Annotated in this window: 16 protein-coding genes; 9 read left to right on the top strand and 7 right to left on the bottom strand. The window is 41.2% G+C overall.

The window, feature by feature from the left end; all coding sequences use genetic code 11:
- Positions 1-12: 12 nt before the first annotated feature.
- Positions 13-903: a ribonuclease HIII gene (gene rnhC / locus ACWPVZ_RS05470; RefSeq protein ID WP_414341175.1), complete on the bottom strand. Its 891-nt coding sequence runs from the start codon at positions 901-903 to the stop codon at positions 13-15.
- 316 nt (positions 904-1,219) lie between these two features.
- Here rnhC and zapA point away from each other — a divergent pair, with 316 nt between their 5' ends.
- Positions 1,220-1,534 carry a cell division protein ZapA gene (zapA, locus tag ACWPVZ_RS05465; protein ID WP_414341176.1) on the top strand — a complete coding sequence of 105 codons (315 nt, stop codon included), beginning with the start codon at positions 1,220-1,222 and terminating at the stop codon, positions 1,532-1,534.
- On the top strand, positions 1,531-2,073 hold the full coding sequence (locus tag ACWPVZ_RS05460) for a CvpA family protein (protein WP_002891882.1): 543 nt from the start codon (positions 1,531-1,533) through the stop codon (positions 2,071-2,073). Before zapA ends, ACWPVZ_RS05460 begins: the two co-directional genes overlap by 4 nt.
- Before the next feature lie 102 nt (positions 2,074-2,175).
- Here the strand turns inward: ACWPVZ_RS05460 and ACWPVZ_RS05455 are convergent, their stop codons facing one another.
- The gene (locus ACWPVZ_RS05455; protein WP_414341178.1) at positions 2,176-4,524 is read right to left on the bottom strand and encodes an endonuclease MutS2; all 2,349 of its coding nucleotides are present in this window, start codon (positions 4,522-4,524) and stop codon (positions 2,176-2,178) included.
- Between the two features lie 231 nt (positions 4,525-4,755).
- Here ACWPVZ_RS05455 and polA point away from each other — a divergent pair, with 231 nt between their 5' ends.
- The 4 genes from polA to ACWPVZ_RS05435 all read left to right on the top strand — a co-directional run bounded on the left by polA (position 4,756) and on the right by ACWPVZ_RS05435 (position 8,895).
- A complete protein-coding gene (polA, locus tag ACWPVZ_RS05450) occupies positions 4,756-7,395 on the top strand; it encodes a DNA polymerase I (protein ID WP_414341180.1) in 2,640 nt (879 codons plus the stop codon).
- Between the two features lie 543 nt (positions 7,396-7,938).
- Positions 7,939-8,340 carry a DUF6608 family protein gene (locus ACWPVZ_RS05445; RefSeq protein WP_070847552.1) on the top strand — a complete coding sequence of 134 codons (402 nt, stop codon included), beginning with the start codon at positions 7,939-7,941 and terminating at the stop codon, positions 8,338-8,340.
- A 20-nt stretch (positions 8,341-8,360) separates the two neighbouring features.
- Positions 8,361-8,621 carry a hypothetical protein gene (locus tag ACWPVZ_RS05440; RefSeq protein ID WP_347100339.1) on the top strand — a complete coding sequence of 87 codons (261 nt, stop codon included), beginning with the start codon at positions 8,361-8,363 and terminating at the stop codon, positions 8,619-8,621.
- 148 nt (positions 8,622-8,769) lie between these two features.
- The gene (locus ACWPVZ_RS05435; RefSeq protein ID WP_268926489.1) at positions 8,770-8,895 is read left to right on the top strand and encodes a hypothetical protein; all 126 of its coding nucleotides are present in this window, start codon (positions 8,770-8,772) and stop codon (positions 8,893-8,895) included.
- A gap of 21 nt (positions 8,896-8,916) precedes the next feature.
- On the opposite strand, the gene mutY is transcribed toward ACWPVZ_RS05435, so the two are convergent.
- Together mutY and ACWPVZ_RS05425 are read right to left on the bottom strand one after the other, a co-directional pair.
- Positions 8,917-10,068 (bottom strand): A/G-specific adenine glycosylase, encoded by a 1,152-nt coding sequence (mutY, locus tag ACWPVZ_RS05430; protein ID WP_414341181.1) that lies wholly within the window; start codon positions 10,066-10,068, stop codon positions 8,917-8,919.
- Positions 10,069-11,244: 1,176 nt separating this feature from the next.
- Positions 11,245-12,198: a hypothetical protein gene (locus ACWPVZ_RS05425; protein ID WP_414341182.1), complete on the bottom strand. Its 954-nt coding sequence runs from the start codon at positions 12,196-12,198 to the stop codon at positions 11,245-11,247.
- Between the two features lie 203 nt (positions 12,199-12,401).
- Here ACWPVZ_RS05425 and rpsF point away from each other — a divergent pair, with 203 nt between their 5' ends.
- The 3 genes from rpsF to rpsR are packed head-to-tail and all read left to right on the top strand — an operon-like array spanning position 12,402 to position 13,503.
- Positions 12,402-12,692, top strand: a complete 291-nt coding sequence (gene rpsF, locus ACWPVZ_RS05420) for a 30S ribosomal protein S6 (protein WP_003093185.1) — start codon at positions 12,402-12,404, stop codon at positions 12,690-12,692.
- Positions 12,693-12,703: 11 nt separating this feature from the next.
- The gene (locus ACWPVZ_RS05415) at positions 12,704-13,222 is read left to right on the top strand and encodes a single-stranded DNA-binding protein (protein WP_002891844.1); all 519 of its coding nucleotides are present in this window, start codon (positions 12,704-12,706) and stop codon (positions 13,220-13,222) included.
- A 41-nt stretch (positions 13,223-13,263) separates the two neighbouring features.
- Complete coding sequence (gene rpsR / locus ACWPVZ_RS05410; RefSeq protein ID WP_000068665.1) at positions 13,264-13,503, top strand: 30S ribosomal protein S18; 240 nt, start codon at positions 13,264-13,266, stop codon at positions 13,501-13,503.
- A 123-nt stretch (positions 13,504-13,626) separates the two neighbouring features.
- Here the strand turns inward: rpsR and ACWPVZ_RS05405 are convergent, their stop codons facing one another.
- The 3 genes from ACWPVZ_RS05405 to ACWPVZ_RS05395 form a co-directional block, all read right to left on the bottom strand.
- On the bottom strand, positions 13,627-14,508 hold the full coding sequence (locus tag ACWPVZ_RS05405; protein ID WP_002891843.1) for a DUF4300 family protein: 882 nt from the start codon (positions 14,506-14,508) through the stop codon (positions 13,627-13,629).
- A gap of 116 nt (positions 14,509-14,624) precedes the next feature.
- The gene (locus tag ACWPVZ_RS05400) at positions 14,625-15,296 is read right to left on the bottom strand and encodes a DUF1129 domain-containing protein (RefSeq protein WP_002891841.1); all 672 of its coding nucleotides are present in this window, start codon (positions 15,294-15,296) and stop codon (positions 14,625-14,627) included.
- Positions 15,297-15,364: 68 nt separating this feature from the next.
- Positions 15,365-16,309, bottom strand: a complete 945-nt coding sequence (locus ACWPVZ_RS05395; RefSeq protein WP_004183470.1) for a magnesium transporter CorA family protein — start codon at positions 16,307-16,309, stop codon at positions 15,365-15,367.
- Positions 16,310-16,425 lie beyond the last annotated feature (116 nt).

The raw sequence follows: 16,425 nt of genomic DNA, 5'->3' as shown, positions 1-16,425 counted from the left end.
GACCTTTCAGGGTTATTTTAAGCGTTGGTAGGCTTTTTTAGTATTGGCGAAATGATATTTAGCAGTAGCTTGGAGAGCCTGATCACCGTAGGCTTGAAGAAGCTTGGCTGCGATCTGGTCGGACTTAGCACCAGCACCTGAAGGAAGAGTATAACCTACTTCTTGGCTGAGTTTATCCAGATTTTCCAGGAAGAGATTGCGGGCGATGATAGAGCTCACCGCGACAGCTAGGTATTTACCTTCGGCTTTTTCTTCTAAAGTAATAGGAAAGTCAAAGCGATTACGTTCGTTCTTGAGATATTTTTGATAATTCTTCTCACTGGTAAAAGCATCAATAACAATCTTATCTGGTTTAGCACCTGATTGTAACAATAGGAAGATAGCCTGATTATGGAGGGCTACTTTAACGGACACAGCATTATGACTCTTACCGTCTCCAACCACTTCATTGTACTTTCTAGGCGAAAGAAGGAGTGCCTTGTGAGGAATTTTCTCCTCCAAAATAGGTGCAATCTGACGAATCTTGATATCGTTAAGATTTTTAGAATCATCAACTCCTAGAGATTTCAAAAAGGCATGGTCAGCTGGGGTAACTAGACTAGCTACAACAGCTAGACCACCAAAATAGGAGCCATTTCCGACTTCGTCTGATCCAATTAGGGCTAGGTTTTGCCCATCAGGTGAATGCTTAGGTTCAGCTTGGTATCCAAAACGGCTAGCTAGGATTTCTGGCTTAGCACCTTGGAAAGTTACCTTTCCTGAAGTATAGGCGATGACAATTATTCCATCGACCTTGGCTGAAAAACTTGCATAAGGATTTTTAGTCGCAGTCGCATAGCTTGCTAGGTCCTTCTGGAGTGTCGAAATCTGCTCTGCTGTCATTTTTAATACGATTGTGCCCATGAAATCTATTTTAGCACAAAAAAGGAGAATTGGTAGATATTTTACAGACTCGGAATCCCTGAAAATTATTTTTCTAGAGAAGTGCAAAGTCTAAAATTTACGAAAGTTAAAATTTAGGATATAATGATTAAAAAGAGAATGCCTAACCCTGCTCTTTTTTCCACAATTAGAAGAAATAGGTTGGCATTTAAGTGTCGAACACGCCTCAGAGTAAGTGTCTGAATCTTGCTAAAAAATGGCGATATAAAAGCAATAAAATAAGGAGAAGCTGCGGTGGCGAATCCGTGACCACCATTGATTGGCAGCTAACAAGCAAATGGCAAATAAGAACCGTTACAAATTTCATTTTGGAGAGAAGAACCTCACGCTAACAACTGATAAAGATAACCTATTCATGGAAGAGGTTGAGCGTGTTGCCCACGAGAAATATAAAATTATCAAAGAGCAGATGAAAAACGCTGACAATGAAACGATTGCTATCCTAATGGCTATCAATTCTTTGTCGACTCAGTTGGAACGTGAAATCCAAGTTGAAGATATGGAAAAAGAGTTGGAAACGTTGAGAGCTAAGCAACTTGAACAACTTAAGGTCAAGGCGACAGCTACAAATGACGATGAGGATAACGCATGATTGGACTCCTTGTCTTAGCTATCGTGGCTTGGAATTTCTACATTGGCTACCGTCGAGGCCTCTTTATGCAAGCTTATTATGTGGTTTCAGTCATTATTGCCATGTGTGTAGCGGCTTACTTTTACCGGTCGCTAGGAGAGGCTATCAATCTTTGGGTACCTTATACCAATCCAACCAAAGATGCTAGTATAGCTTTCTTTAAAGATCAGAACATCTTCTCACTTGACCGCGTCTATTATGCAGGTGTTGCCTATTTTGCCATTTACTGTGTGGCTTATTATGGTTTGCGCTTTCTTGGGATTTTCTTCCACTTTGTGAGAATTGAGCGACTTGATCAGAGACGTTACCAAGTGGTAGGTGGTGTCTTGGCCTCCTTAGTGAGTCTTGTGCCTTTGACTATGTTTGGGAATATTCTTGCGACTGTTCCCATGAATAACATTCAAACGGTCTTGTCATCTAGCTGGGTTTTGCGCCTTTTGATTAATTGGAATTTTCCAGTTAGTCAGATTATCCAGCACTTGTGGACAAGTGTGATATAGAAAATAGAAGTCTTCCTTGATTAAGGGAGGCTTTTTTGTTCTTTGTTTTGGTAACATATGAAAAAAGACTGAACACAAGGTCTCAGTCTTTCTTATCTATTTTTACCCTAAGGTTGCAATGGTACATCCGGAACCACCAGCACTTTGTGGGGCATATTCAAAACTTTTAACATGGCGATGACGGCGGAGATATTTGGTAACAGCATCACGGATGACACCTGTACCAATACCGTGGATGATGTCCACCTGACTCATGTTATTAAGTAGGGCTTGGTCAATAAAGGCATCAAGCTCTTGCATAGCTTCTTCGTAACGTTTCCCACGAAGGTCTAGACGGGCACGAGGACCGCCAGATGTCTTCTTGGCTTTTTTAACTACGTTAATCTGTTTTTTCTTAGGCTGTTGCGCCTCAGCTTGGGCACGAACCAGAGTGAATTCGTCTGCCTTGAGGGTCATCTTGATGAGACCGACCTGAGCTTCCCAGTTACCATTTTTGGCTTGACTGGTAAGCGTACCACGTTGCCCATAGGCGGTAACGATGATATCATCTCCGACATGAGGGGCACGCGCAGCCTTTTCTTTCTTAGCCTTACGAAGGACCTTATTCTTAGAGAGGTCCACTTGTGGGGCAAGTTTCTTGAGTTTTCCTTTGGCGTCGATAACTTCATGAGGTTTGAGTTGACTCTTATCGTGGAGATTTTTGAGAATACTATCGCTCTCAGCCAAAGCGGTATCAACCATCTCTTGAATTTCTTTTTGAGCCTTTTCGAGTTCCTTGTCGTATTCATGGGAGAATTCGTTATAGAGTTTCTTGACCGCACGGTTGAATTTAAGGTTCTCTTGCTCCACGTCCTTGATGTGTTCCAGACGTTTTTGTGTTTCCACAGTTTGGGCTTCAAGTTGCTCGATGATACGGTTGACATCACTATCAGTATCCGTGAGGTTTTCTGCTTCCTTGACAATAATCTCATTTAAACCGAGGCGTCGAGCAATTTCAAAGGCATTAGAACGACCAGGAACCCCTTGCATAAAACGATAGGTAGGGCTTAAAGTCGCTGTGTCAAACTCCATGCTGGCATTTTCCACATGTTGCGTCTCAATCCCATAGGCCTTAAGCTCAGGATAGTGAGTGGTAGCCATGGTCTTAATCTGACTTAAACGGAGGTGCTCTAAGATTGCCATGGCTAGACTAGCTCCTTCCTGAGGGTCGGTACCAGCCCCAAGCTCATCGACCAAGACCAGGCTGTTACTGTCGGCAGCATTCAGAATCTCAACAATGTGGGTCATGTGACTAGAGAAAGTTGACAAACTTTGTTCGATAGACTGTTCGTCTCCGATGTCCGCAAAAATCTCTTGGAAAATGGCGACACGGCTGCCCTTATCAGCCAAAATTGGAAGACCAGATTGAGCCATTAGTTGTGCTAGTCCTAGCGTTTTAAGCATGACCGTTTTACCACCAGTATTGGGACCTGTGATGACAATGGCCGTGAGGTCCTCATCAAAGTGCAAATCGTTGGCTACAGGATTGGCCAAAAGAGGGTGACGAACGTTAAGTAGTTGTAGTGTTTGGTTGTCACTAATCTTTGGAATAACCGCTTTTTTATCATGGAGATAGAGATATTTTCCTCGAATGAAATCCATGTGGCCCAAAATCCAAGCGTTGTTGGCAATTGCAGCAGCCTGTGGACGGAGTTGATCAGACAGTTCATGCAGGATACGAGCCATCTCGTGGCGTTCGTCTGCACGTAATTGTGTAATTTCTTCGTTAAGCTGGATAACGGCACGTGGCTCGATATATACTGTGTTTCCAGAGCTTGAGATGTCATGCACAACTCCAGCAATACGGTTACGGTAGGTATTTTTGACAGGAAGCACCGAACGACCGTTACGACTAGCAATCAAACTCTCAGCCAACATGTGACCAGATTTCTTGAGAATGTCTTGCAAGGTCTGGCGAATGGCATCATCACAAGATTTAAGTTGACGACGGATGTTTTGCAACTCTGGGCTAGCAAAATGCTCAATAAAACCACCGTCATTGATGCTCTGAAGACTGCCTTGTAGACTTGGAAAGGCTTCAATCTTTTCGAAAAGACGTTTAAGGGCGATGAGCTCTACATTTTCAAGGTCAGCGTAAAAGCGACCGAGGTCAGCAGAAGCTTGCAGCACCTTCTTGATGGCAATGAGCTCCTGGATGTTGAGGTCAGCATCCAGTTCCAAGCGACGCAAGGGCTCAGAAATATCTCGCAAGCTACCAATGGCAAAGCCATGGTGCTCTACGAAAATCTCTGCCATTTCTTGAATTTCTGTAAATTGATTTTGAATTCTGTCTGGATTGGTCATAGGCACCAAGTCACGTAACTCAGCCTGAGCCTGTTCAGTCTGCAGGTATTCTGTGAACTGGTCCTTGACCTTGTTAAATTCTAATTGGTCTAAAATCTTTGTGTTCATAGCTCCTATTATAACACATTTGACTATAGGGGGGTGGAGGTGGGAAATGCTTGAGATAGTTTTATAAGCAGGCTTTTGTCATCAGATGTTGACTGGCTATTTTTACAGTTTGTCTCTGAACAATTTTCCTTGAAGTTTTTTATTTTTGAACGACTATTTTACAAAAGAGTCTCTCTAAAATAAGAGATTTTCAATTAAAACCAATGCTCCCATCTATGCTATAATAAACCTATGACTAATCAGAAAAAATTACTATTAATTGACGGTTCATCCGTTGCCTTTCGTGCCTTTTTCGCACTCTATAATCAAATTGACCGTTTTCGTAACAATAACGGCCTTCATACCAATGCCATCTACGGTTTCCACCTCATGTTGGACAACCTACTTGAGCGTATCCAACCGACCCATGTTTTGGTAGCCTTTGATGCGGGTAAAACAACTTTCCGTACAGAGATGTTTGCGGACTATAAGGCTGGTCGTGCCAAGACTCCAGAGGAATTCCGTGAGCAGTTCCCTTATATCCGTGAGATGTTGGCTGCACGTGGCATCGCCTATTATGACTTGGCTCAGTACGAGGCAGATGACATTATCGGTACCTTAGCTAAGATGGCTGAAAATACCAGTGAGGACTACCAAATCACAGTTGTTTCTGGGGACAAGGACTTGATTCAGCTGACTGATGATAACACAGTCGTTGAAATTTCGAAGAAAGGTGTAGCCGAGTTTGAGTCCTTCACACCTGACTATCTCATGGAGAAAATGGGGATTACCCCAACGCAATTCATTGACCTTAAAGCCCTTATGGGTGATAAGTCCGATAATATTCCAGGAGTGACTAAGATTGGTGAAAAGACAGGTCTCAAGCTCCTCTTGGAACACGGTTCCCTTGAAGGCATCTATGACCACATCGATGAGATGAAGAAGTCTAAGATGAAGGAAAATCTCATCAATGACAAGGAACAAGCCTTCCTTTCTAAGACCCTGGCGACTATTGATACCCAGTCTCCTATTGAAATTGGTCTCGATGACACGGCCTTTACGGGACCAGACCTTGAAAAATTGGCAGCCTTTTATGACGAGATGGGCTTTGTTCAGTTCAAAAATGCCCTTGGTGGCGAGGCTGTGCCACAAGATTTTGATGTGGCCTATACTGAGCCAAGCCAAGTGACAGAAGATCACTTCAGCCCTGATGATTTCTTTTATTTTGAAATCCTTGGTGAGAATTATCACACTGAGCCTATCATCGGTTTTGCATGGGGTAACGACAAGCAGATTTATGCGTCTACAGATACTGGTCTACTCAAATCAGACGCCTTCCAGGCAGCTCTTTCTAAAGCTGTTAATATCTATGATTTCAAGCGTAGTAAGGTCCTTTTGAGTCATCTAGGTATTGACTTGCCTACGGCTAATTTTGATGCCCGTCTGGCCAAGTATCTCCTCTCAACCGTTGAGGACAATGAATTGTCAACCATTGCCCGTCTCTATACAGACTTGCCGCTTGAAACAGATGAAGTGGTCTATGGTAAGGGGGCTAAACGTGCCGTTCCTGAAAAAGAGGTCTTACTCAACCACCTAGCTAAAAAAGTCAAGGTCCTTCAGGTAGCTAAACCTGTCATGCTTGAAAAATTGGCTGAACACGGCCAATCAGAGCTTCTCTTTGATATGGAGTTACCACTGGCAAATGTGCTAGCTAAGATGGAAATCGCTGGTATTAAGGTTAAGGGACAAACCCTTAACGAGATGGCAGTGGAAAACCAAGTAGTCATCGATAAATTGACCCAAGAAATCTATGAGATGGCGGGCGAAGAGTTTAATATCAACTCGCCAAAACAGTTGGGTGTCATCCTCTTCGAAAAGATGGGACTACCTTTGGAATACACTAAGAAAACCAAGACAGGTTACTCAACGGCTGTGGATGTCCTTGAACGTTTGGCACCAATTGCTCCAATCGTAGCTAAGATTTTGGAGTACCGCCAAATCACCAAGCTTCAGTCTACCTATGTCTTGGGGCTTCAGGATTATATCCTTGAGGATGGCAAAATCCATACCCGTTATGTGCAAGATTTAACACAGACAGGTCGCCTCTCATCAGTGGATCCAAACTTGCAAAATATCCCTGTTCGCTTGGAGCAAGGTCGTCTCATCCGTAAGGCTTTTGTCCCATCGACTGAGGACGCAGTGCTTTTAAGCTCGGATTACTCACAGATTGAGTTGCGCGTGTTGGCCCACATTTCGGGAGATGAGCATTTGATTGCTGCTTTTAAAGAGGGGGCAGATATCCATACCTCTACAGCCATGCGTGTCTTTGGTATTGAAAAGCCAGAGGATGTCACACCTAACGACCGTCGTAACGCCAAGGCTGTTAACTTTGGTATCGTTTATGGCATTTCTGACTTCGGACTTTCTAATAACCTTGGCATTAGCCGTAAAAAGGCTAAGGAGTATATCAACACCTACTTTGAGCGTTATCCTGGGATCAAGGCCTATATGGATAATGTGGTCCGTGAGGCCAAGGATAAAGGATATGTAGAAACCCTCTTCCATCGCCGTCGTGAGTTGCCAGATATCAATTCTCGTAACTTTAATGTTCGCAACTTCGCAGAGCGTACAGCCATCAACTCGCCTATCCAAGGAAGTGCTGCTGATATCCTCAAGATTGCTATGATTAACTTAGACAAGGCTTTGGTAGAAGGTGGCTATAAAACTAAGATGCTCCTCCAAGTGCACGATGAACTCGTCCTTGAGGTGCCAAACGATGAACTTGTAGCGATGAAAGCCTTGGTTAAAGAAACCATGGAAGCTGCAGTCGAACTCGCTGTCCCACTCATTGCAGATGAGAATGACGGCCGTACATGGTATGAGGCAAAGTAAAACATGAAAGAAAATTTTCCATTTACCTATTTTCTCTTGCGTTACATGCTAGGATTTCTGGCTGTTATCCTAGGTATTGTAGCAGTATTGGTGATTATCACCTACTTTATGAACAAGTAGAAATAGACAGATGAAAGCTGGACTGAGGTTCGGCTTTTTTGCCTATTGAAAACCACCAGCTATGCTAGTGGTTCCGAAAAGTTTTTAACGATGTATCAAAAAAGTTCCCCTAAAGTGTTATATTAGATAGGGGTTCCCGACCAGTAGCTAATATACTAATGAGACTTGCTAGTCGGGTTAGCTAGCAAAGGTGGTGCTGAATCGGTGGTTTTTTAAGCCTTGGCCGGTAGCAGAGGCTTTCATCCGAAGAGCAAGTCACAAGTTCTAATCTATGAACTTAGAAAGGAAGGAATAACTTAGAACAGCTCTCAAATAAATTTGGAATAAACATTTCTAATTTTAGTTATATAATTAAATTGATTAATCGTTAACCTTTATTTTATAATTAGATAAACAAATTTGAATTTCTGGAGTAGTAGTGCAATGAAAAAGGATAAATATAAGAATTTGATTTTCGCATATACGGTTTTATATACATTTGTAACGGTGCTAAACAGCATTTTGTATTTATATAACGGAATATATGAGGATCCGAGCGGAAACTGGCACGAAATAGACAGAGCAATCATAGTTTTAATAGGTGTAGTGGCATATGCTCTTGTTACAGAGCTGATTATAAAGCCTATGGTTCTAAGATATGCAGTTTCGTACATACCGACAGTTTTACTTGCATTTTTTTATGTATGGTCTACGAGCTTTAGAGAAAATTTAGCTCAGTCCGCGTATATGGACGTCTGGATAAATTTCACGTCTATGTTCGTTATATTTTGTATAGTCCATTTTATTGTGTACAAATGTAGAAAAAAGAAAGAGACAATGAAGTAAATTAATTCCAATTTATAGAATTGTATACGGCAAAGGTAGCAATTGAATATGGTAAAATTACTGATGGCTTTTTTAAAGCAGGACTTGTACCAAAAGAAGTTGGTCCTGGAGGTGGAACATTGGCGTTTTTACCCAAAGGAGTACCTTTGACTGGTTCTGTAATGTCATCACCTAATGAGAAAGTAGACGATCAGTCAGATAAAAGTAAGGATCGTATCTGGGGTGGGCAGTCACTTTATGGCACCACTGACGACAGTTACTTCTTCTACAAAGTAGATTAATAATTCTCAAGCTGAAACTTGCACGTTTCGGCTTCTTTGTTCCCCGTAGTGACATTTATGTCACTATTTTTTATTGGTCATTTTACCTATAATAGAAGCATAGCTGAAAACAGCGACAGGAGTTCTTAATAAAAAGGAGTGTCGTATTATGATTGAATTTTTGATGTCAAAAAATGTGACTTATTTGGAATTGTTTTATATCTTTTTGGGAGTAGTTCTTTCAAAAGTATACCTTGCTTTGCGAGGCCGTAAGCACGATAAACTTGATGCATAAGAAAAAGGGTAGCACTCAATGCTATCCTTTTTTACTGTCTTCATAAGTTTTAATCATCTTCTTCTGTGGTGTGGCCATTGGGAACTGTTCGAAGTCTTGACTAGCCACCCAGCGTAGCTCCTTATCGGAAGTAGGTTTATCGTTCTTAACGTTGCCTTCCACCATTTCGATGGTCCATTTTTGATGGCTGAAGGTATGCTTTACGGGTGTAAAGCTATTGTTTGTCCACTCTGGTTTGAGGGCATAATTTTCCTCAAAAATAGCTTTTTGAGAGACTGTCTCGAGAATACAATCATCCTTTTCAAAAAGGCTGAGTTGTTGGCCAATAAAGTCTGTTTCCACAATAGGGAAGGACCAGAAACCACCTAGCAGACGCCCTTCGATATTTTTTTCGAGCAGAAATTCACCCTTTGCATTTCTGATAATAAAAGCCTGAATTTGCATAGGTTTAGGCTTTTTCTTTGGCAATTTGATGGGGTATTTGTCATAGGTTCCATTGAGATAGGCTGCACAGAAAAAGCGAATAGGGCTTTCGTCGGGTCTTGGATTTTTAGCTGATTCGATATCAGTCCCAAGGTCCATAAGCGCCTGGTTAAAGTCACCTGGACGGTCAGGGTCAATCAAAATGTCCATAATCGCTTGGAAAATCTTACGATTTTTGGCGTCTCCGATATCGTAGTTAACCTCAAAGAGACGAGCCATAACCCGCATAACATTACCATCAACAGCAGGTTCTGGGAGCCCAAAAGCAATGCTAGAAATAGCACCAGCAGTATAGGGTCCGATGCCCTTGAGTTTGGCAATGTTTTCATATGTATCTGGAAACTGACCATCAAAGTCATCCATGATTTGTTGCGCAGCCTTTTGCATGTTTCGGACACGTGAATAGTAACCTAGTCCCTCCCAAGCTTTGAGAAGCTTCTCTTCTGGAGCTTCAGCCAAATCCTTAACTATTGGGAACCAGTCTAAAAAGCGCTCGTAATAGGGAATGACAGTCTGAACCTGGGTTTGTTGTAGCATGATTTCACTGACCCAGATATAGTATGGGTTTCTAGTCCTACGCCAGGGGAGGTCTCGTTTCTCTCGATCGTACCAGTCCAGGAGGGTGCGACGAAAAGACGCGATTTTCTCAGCATCCCACATGACAATGCCGTATTCTTTTAAATCTAACATGTCTCTATTGTAGCAAAGAAATCTTTTTTCAAAAAATTATGCGTTTTTCCGACAAAAGGATTGACAAAAGTAAGCGTTTACATTATACTAAAAGTGTAAAGAAGATAAGGATTCATCAAGGAGGTAAGAGCCATGGTGAGAGTAAATATTTCAAGGTACAAAAATGGAGACTAAGATCTCTAAACAAAACAGTAGGCAAAACAAATAACTTTACCAATCATCTCTGAGGAGCGTGACCGCATGACAGTAGGGCGTTACAAGAACGGAGATTAATTCAGTCGCATAAAATAGCTACAAGGGAGTGATACCACCAGAAGTCGAAAGCCAAACTCAAATCTGTTAACTTAAGAAAAGTGAGGTAAAGCTCATGAGAAATGTTAGTAGGTATAAAAATGGAGACACATAGGTTGTTGCGTAAAATAGCCTAAGGAGTGATACCCATGCCATACGAAACGTAAATCCTATATTCTTAAGATGAACGAGGTGAGTTCATGAAAAATATGAGTAGGTATAAAAACGGCGATTAATAATGTTGCATAAAATAGCTACAAGGGAGTGATACCACCAGAAATCGAAAGCTAAACTCAAGATTAACGTCAAAAAGTGAGGTAAAGCTCATGAGAAATGTTAGTAGGTATAAAAATGGAGACACTTAAGCTGTTGCGTAAAATAGCTTAAGGAGTGATACCCATGCCAAATGAGTAATCTATCGACAAAAGTTAAATGCTTAAATCTTGTAACAAAGTACCGAGGTGACGCTTATGTTGATGTTTGATGTAAGTCGTTATAAGAACGGCGACAAGTAAACCTCATTGAGTGGTCAATGGGGAGATAGGTCTCAAATCATATGAATCAGAGGTGATTACTATGATGATGAATTTAGGACGTTATAAAAATGGAGACACTTCAAGTTATTGCATAAAATAGCTTAGGGAGTGATACCGATGTAATAGAAATTTTACAATGCTTGAAAGTTGTTTGTAAGTTGATGGAGGTAATCTATGATTGCTAGGTATAAAAATGGTGACACACAATGACTCCTCCTTATGAAAATATTTTTTACAAAATTCCAAAAGGATGTTCTAATGACAATTGAAGAATCTTAAAAGCTCATTCTAGCGTGTAAGAATGAGCTTTTTGATATGTTGAATATTAGTGGATTTTAGTGAGAGACTCTTAGTCCTTTTTGTTCAACCGAACCTTCCGTAGGAGAGCAAGCCTTTTTTGTTCTTTTACTAGAGTCGTAAAGATTTGGTATTGATTTTTAAGATGCGGTAGGAAACTCTTAGGAATTTTACTATCGAAGTTTAGGTTGTTCAGAAATATGGGGGCACTACTGTCTCTATAGATTTGTCCTTGGAAGAAGTAGTTGTCGGTCACGATATCAACTGAGATACGTGATGAGCGCCATCGACGTTTGCGCATGTACTTGGGTTTCCAACGAATCTTAAGTTGCTGGTCCTTGATATACCACCCCATGATGTCTATTTTGGCGGTCTGTTTCGTTTTGTCATCAAAGTAGGTTACTGGTACGCCTAAAACCTGCTGGCTTCTTGGTGAGGTTAAGAAGGGGTGAAAATCAGGAATGAAGTCGTAGTCCTTGCTAGACACTTCCGCTAGACCGTCTTCTTCTCGTATTTTGCCACGACTGACGTACTTGAAGAAGTCAAAACTCTCACCTTGTCTTTCTAGTCGTTCAGCCTCTAATTGATATCTTGTCACCTGATCACCGGTATTTTTAGTCGTCTTGAGGTAACGCATGATTTCTGCATCCTTGTAGTAAAGAGCAACGAGATTTTTTAGACGTTGACTAGGGTTCAGAGAGTGTAACTTGTCTGGAAAGGACAAGATTTGTATGCTTTGGACAGCGGCTAAAGGAACAGCAGCGATACCAGATAAGAGCTTGTCTAGTTCAAAGAGGGAGACGGTATCAAAATGACTGGTATGACCAAGCTGATGTGTTATGTCAACAACAAAGAGGTTATTGTCCTGTTTGAAAGTGATAATGTAGACGTCACTCGGACCTAAGTTTTTTAAATCATATTCTAGGGAAGTAATAGGAATATTATAGTAGTGGTTAAAGGTTGGAAGCCCTAGTTTTTCTCCTAATTTCTTTTTATGATAAAGCATTCTCTTATTTTAGCATGAAGTTTGGCCGGAGAAAAGACGACTCATAAGGCTTAATTTTTTTCTTAGCGATTCAAATTTCTATCTATTCACTTTTCCCTTGCATTATCCTTCAAACTTTGGTAGAATTATATCTTGTGAGTGCACCTCACTTACTCGTGGCGAAAGACCATGAGTCATTAGACCAAAAGAGGAGGAAAATATCAATGGCTAAATACGAAATTCTTTATATCATTCGTCCAAACATTGAAGAAGAAGCTAAAAACGCTTTGGTAGCACGTTTCGATTCTATCTTGACTGACAACGGTGCAACTGTTGTTGAATCAAAAGATTGGGAAAAACGTCGTCTTGCATACGAAATCCAAGATTTCCGTGAAGGACTTTACCACGTTGTTAACGTTGAAGCAAACGACGATGCAGCTCTTAACGAGTTCGACCGTCTTTCAAAAATCAACGGTGACATTCTTCGTCACATGATCGTTAAACTTGACGCGTAAGAAGGTAAATTATGATTAATAATGTCGTACTCGTTGGTCGCATGACCCGTGATGCGGAACTTCGTTATACACCAAGCAACGTTGCTGTTGCAACATTCAGCCTTGCGGTTAACCGTAACTTCAAGGGTGCTAATGGTGAACGTGAAACAGACTTTATTAACTGTGTTATCTGGCGCCAGCAAGCTGAAAATTTGGCTAACTGGGCTAAGAAAGGCGCATTGATTGGAATTACAGGTCGTATTCAGACTCGTAACTATGAAAATCAACAAGGTCAACGTGTTTACGTAACTGAAGTTGTCGCTGATAATTTCCAAATGTTGGAAAGCCGTGCGGCACGTGAAGGTCACAGTGGTGGTTCTTACAACGCTGGAGGATTTGATAATTCAAATTCATTCGGTGGTGGAGCTTCAACTGGTGGTTCATTTGGTGGATCACAACCTGCACAATCTACACCAAACTTCGGTCGTGATGAGAGTCCATTTGGTAATTCAAATCCAATGGATATTTCAGATGACGATCTCCCATTCTAAGAATGGACAAAACGAATTAAATATATAAAGGAGAAATAAACATGGCTCAACAACGTCGTGGCGGATTCAAACGCCGTAAAAAAGTTGATTACATCGCAGCTAACAAAATCGAATATGTTGATTACAAAGATACTGAGCTTCTTAGCCGTTTCGTTTCAGAACGTGGTAAAATTCTTCCACGTCGTGTAACAGGAACTTCAGCTAAAAACCAACGTAAAGTAACAACAGCGATTAAACGCGCTCGCGTTATGGCACTTATGCCTTACGTAAACGAAGACTAAAAATAATGCCCTCGACTGAGGGTATTTTTTTCTGCCTTGATTTTGTAGTTTTTTGTTATTTTTAGGCTTGTGTGCTGAGTTTTATTTTATACTTTAGAGAAAAAGAAAAACCAACTGGTCTTCTCATTTATCTTGAGGAGCTAGCTGGTTGTTTTGTGGTATATAGAGTGTGTTTTCTAAGAAATCATCAAATTTTTGGTCGTTAACGAGGATATCGATATTGTCTTTGAAGACCTTGAAGCGGTTGGATAACCAGTGTGTTTTGATGTCTGCCCAATTGTTGAAGCGACTCCACCTGTAAGGAAGTGTAGGGTCCTGTTTTTCAAAGACATAGATACTGCCGTCTTTTTCATAAGCTATAGCCGTGTGGAAATTGCTGACATCACCAGGGCTATTTTGAAAGACCGATAGGAGTTTAACCTTCTCTGGAAACTTGAGTCCAGCTTTTTTCCAAGCTTTAAGGAGATCGTCTGTAGTCTGATAGCTGATATTATCACCAAAAAGGAGACTGTAGAGAGCTTGATCCTTGGCAGTTAACTCTTTGTGGTGTGACTTAAGATCTATAAATTCGTTTTGAAGGGGGAGGTCTAATTTGATAAGGTCCTCTGAGCTTGTAATAAGGTTATGAAGGAGCAGGAATGATGTTCGTCGGCAGTTTAAGTCATCAGTAAAGTGTGATTTGTTATCTTCAAAAGTTTTTTCATTAAGGAAGGTGACGAATTGGTTTTGGTCCTTGCCGATTTTACTTTTGGTCCATTTTTTGACAACTGGCTGAAGGTTTGTATTTTCCTGATTGTAACGAGTAATATAAGGGGCTAGATTGTCCCAGTCTTTGGTCGGTATGCCTTTGCTTTTTAAGGCTTTGGCTAGCTGTTTTTCCTGAGTGGGAGTCGTCACGTTGTTGAAACTATAGTAAGCTTGATAGTTTTTCTGAGTATTCTTGTGGCTGCATGCCATAAGTAATAGGCAGCAAGCAATGATTAGTAGAGGGAATTTGATACGCATCTATTGGAATTCTTTCTTTTGTCTATTAACTTTAACATTTTAGTATAGAATAGCCAACTGTGTCAAGATTTCTGACGTAAAAAAGCACCCATAAGGGTGCTTGAGGTTGAGATTGATTAAGATGCAGGTGCGTAAGTACTTTGAACGTTGTAGTGACGTTTGAAGAAGTATTTGGCAACACCAGCGATGACACCAATGATAAGGATCACAATTGGTGAAAGACCAGGGTTGAGGTAGCTTGGAAGAAGGGCTGTAAGACTAAAGAGGGCAAACCATGCAATAAAAGAGAGAGTGATGATGGTCATGCTGAACCACCATTTTGGACGTTCTTCCTTTGGTTTGTTATTGTGACGGTAGATGTAGTGGTAAGGGGTATACATAGCAAGACCGCCAATGAATGACACTGAAAGCAGGGTTGTGAGGCCGTAGCTGGTTTGTGTACCTGAGAAACCAAAGATTGCGTTCATGATAGCAACGATGGCTAGAAGGAAGAGTGAGGTATCAAGCCACATCTTCCAAGGTGTTTTATCTGTTTCAGGCACTTCTTTGCTAGGCTTACCAGTTTCAGGTTTTTGGTGTTTTTCAGGAGAGAAACTAGCTGCCCAAACAGTTGGAGCACCAAGGAGTCCACGTCCTGTGATTCCTTTTTTCTGGTTTTCGATAAGTTCAGGAATAATATCGCCAAGGATATCTTTGATTTCTTGGTCTGACTTACCATCTTTGATGAGTTGGTTGGTTGCGATGTGGATAAATTCTTGGTTTTTCTTGGTGAGTTTTTGGATGTCCATGAGATGACCTTTCGATAAATAGTATTATTTTTTAGTTTTGTAGTTTAGGGAAAAGAAGAGGCTCTATGTTAGAACCATTTTTTCCTGATAAAGTAGATAACAACGCAGGATGACCCGAAGGCTGCGATGAAAAAGATAACCCAAAAAGCATTATCTAAATCGTTTAGAGGCATAGAATTATTTTTAAAGTTCATGCCGTAGGCGGAGAAGATAACGGTTGGGATGTCCAGAGCCATAGTCATGAGAGCGAGTGTCTTCATGATAGTGTTCTGGTTATTGCCGATGATAGAAGCAGCGGTTTCAGCCATGGCATTCAAGACATTTTCATAGATGCCTGCCATCTCAATGGCCTGTTGGGTTTCGACCAGTGTATCTTCCAAGAGATCCTCGTCCTCGATATATTTCTTCAAGCTAGAGGCGTTACCTGTTAGCTTTTTGACAATTCGCTCATTCATCTTAAGTGAGGCTTTTAGATAGACAATGGATTTTTCCAATTCCATCATGTCAATCAAGTGCTCATTTTTAGTCGCATTTTCCAACTGAGCTTCCAATTTATCGCTCTGACGGTCGATAGAACGTAGGGCGGTTAGGAAGAGTTGAGCATTGCGATAGAGAATCTGAAAGACAAAACGGGTCTTCATAAAGGTGTAGAAGTTACGTACACGGTGGTTGAGGAAGTTGTCCATGAGGCTGATGTCCTCGAGACAGGTTGTAACAACCACCTCATCGGTAACGATGATACCCAATGGAATAGTGACGTAGTAGCTTTTGTTATTACGCTCTTCTTGGGTTGGGACGTCGACCAGAATCAGGGTGTAGTCATCTTCGACATCGATACGTGATGTTTCTTCCACGTCCAGAGGGGCACGGAGGTCTTGAATATCAATGTTAAAACGTTCTGCGACCTTCATGGCTTCTTCTTGGGAAGGGTTCACCAAATGAATCCAAGCACCAGGCTCGAATGTTTCAATTTCTTTGAATTCTTTTCCGGTGGATAAGAACATTTGTTTCAATGGGAACCCCTCCTTTGTCATTAGGTAAGCGCTAGCGCCTTGATTACAAAAGGATTTTTACAATCGCTTTTAAGTAAAATAAACACTGCTCTTAGCTTTTTTTAGTGATGTCAAAT

The organism is Streptococcus sp. Marseille-Q6379 (assembly GCF_965119505.1).
The sequence above is the reverse complement of the archived record's forward strand: the minus strand, read 5'-3'. Positions and strand labels throughout refer to the sequence as shown.

Coding starts and splice junctions, on each gene's coding strand:
- rnhC (WP_414341175.1), bottom strand. CDS start 903: ATGGGCACAATCGTATTAAAAATGACAGCAGAGCAGATTTCGACACTC.
- zapA (WP_414341176.1), top strand. CDS start 1,220: ATGGCAAATAAGAACCGTTACAAATTTCATTTTGGAGAGAAGAACCTC.
- ACWPVZ_RS05460 (WP_002891882.1), top strand. CDS start 1,531: ATGATTGGACTCCTTGTCTTAGCTATCGTGGCTTGGAATTTCTACATT.
- ACWPVZ_RS05455 (WP_414341178.1), bottom strand. CDS start 4,524: ATGAACACAAAGATTTTAGACCAATTAGAATTTAACAAGGTCAAGGAC.
- polA (WP_414341180.1), top strand. CDS start 4,756: ATGACTAATCAGAAAAAATTACTATTAATTGACGGTTCATCCGTTGCC.
- ACWPVZ_RS05445 (WP_070847552.1), top strand. CDS start 7,939: ATGAAAAAGGATAAATATAAGAATTTGATTTTCGCATATACGGTTTTA.
- ACWPVZ_RS05435 (WP_268926489.1), top strand. CDS start 8,770: ATGATTGAATTTTTGATGTCAAAAAATGTGACTTATTTGGAATTGTTT.
- mutY (WP_414341181.1), bottom strand. CDS start 10,068: ATGTTAGATTTAAAAGAATACGGCATTGTCATGTGGGATGCTGAGAAA.
- ACWPVZ_RS05425 (WP_414341182.1), bottom strand. CDS start 12,198: ATGCTTTATCATAAAAAGAAATTAGGAGAAAAACTAGGGCTTCCAACC.
- rpsF (WP_003093185.1), top strand. CDS start 12,402: ATGGCTAAATACGAAATTCTTTATATCATTCGTCCAAACATTGAAGAA.
- ACWPVZ_RS05415 (WP_002891844.1), top strand. CDS start 12,704: ATGATTAATAATGTCGTACTCGTTGGTCGCATGACCCGTGATGCGGAA.
- rpsR (WP_000068665.1), top strand. CDS start 13,264: ATGGCTCAACAACGTCGTGGCGGATTCAAACGCCGTAAAAAAGTTGAT.
- ACWPVZ_RS05405 (WP_002891843.1), bottom strand. CDS start 14,508: ATGCGTATCAAATTCCCTCTACTAATCATTGCTTGCTGCCTATTACTT.
- ACWPVZ_RS05400 (WP_002891841.1), bottom strand. CDS start 15,296: ATGGACATCCAAAAACTCACCAAGAAAAACCAAGAATTTATCCACATC.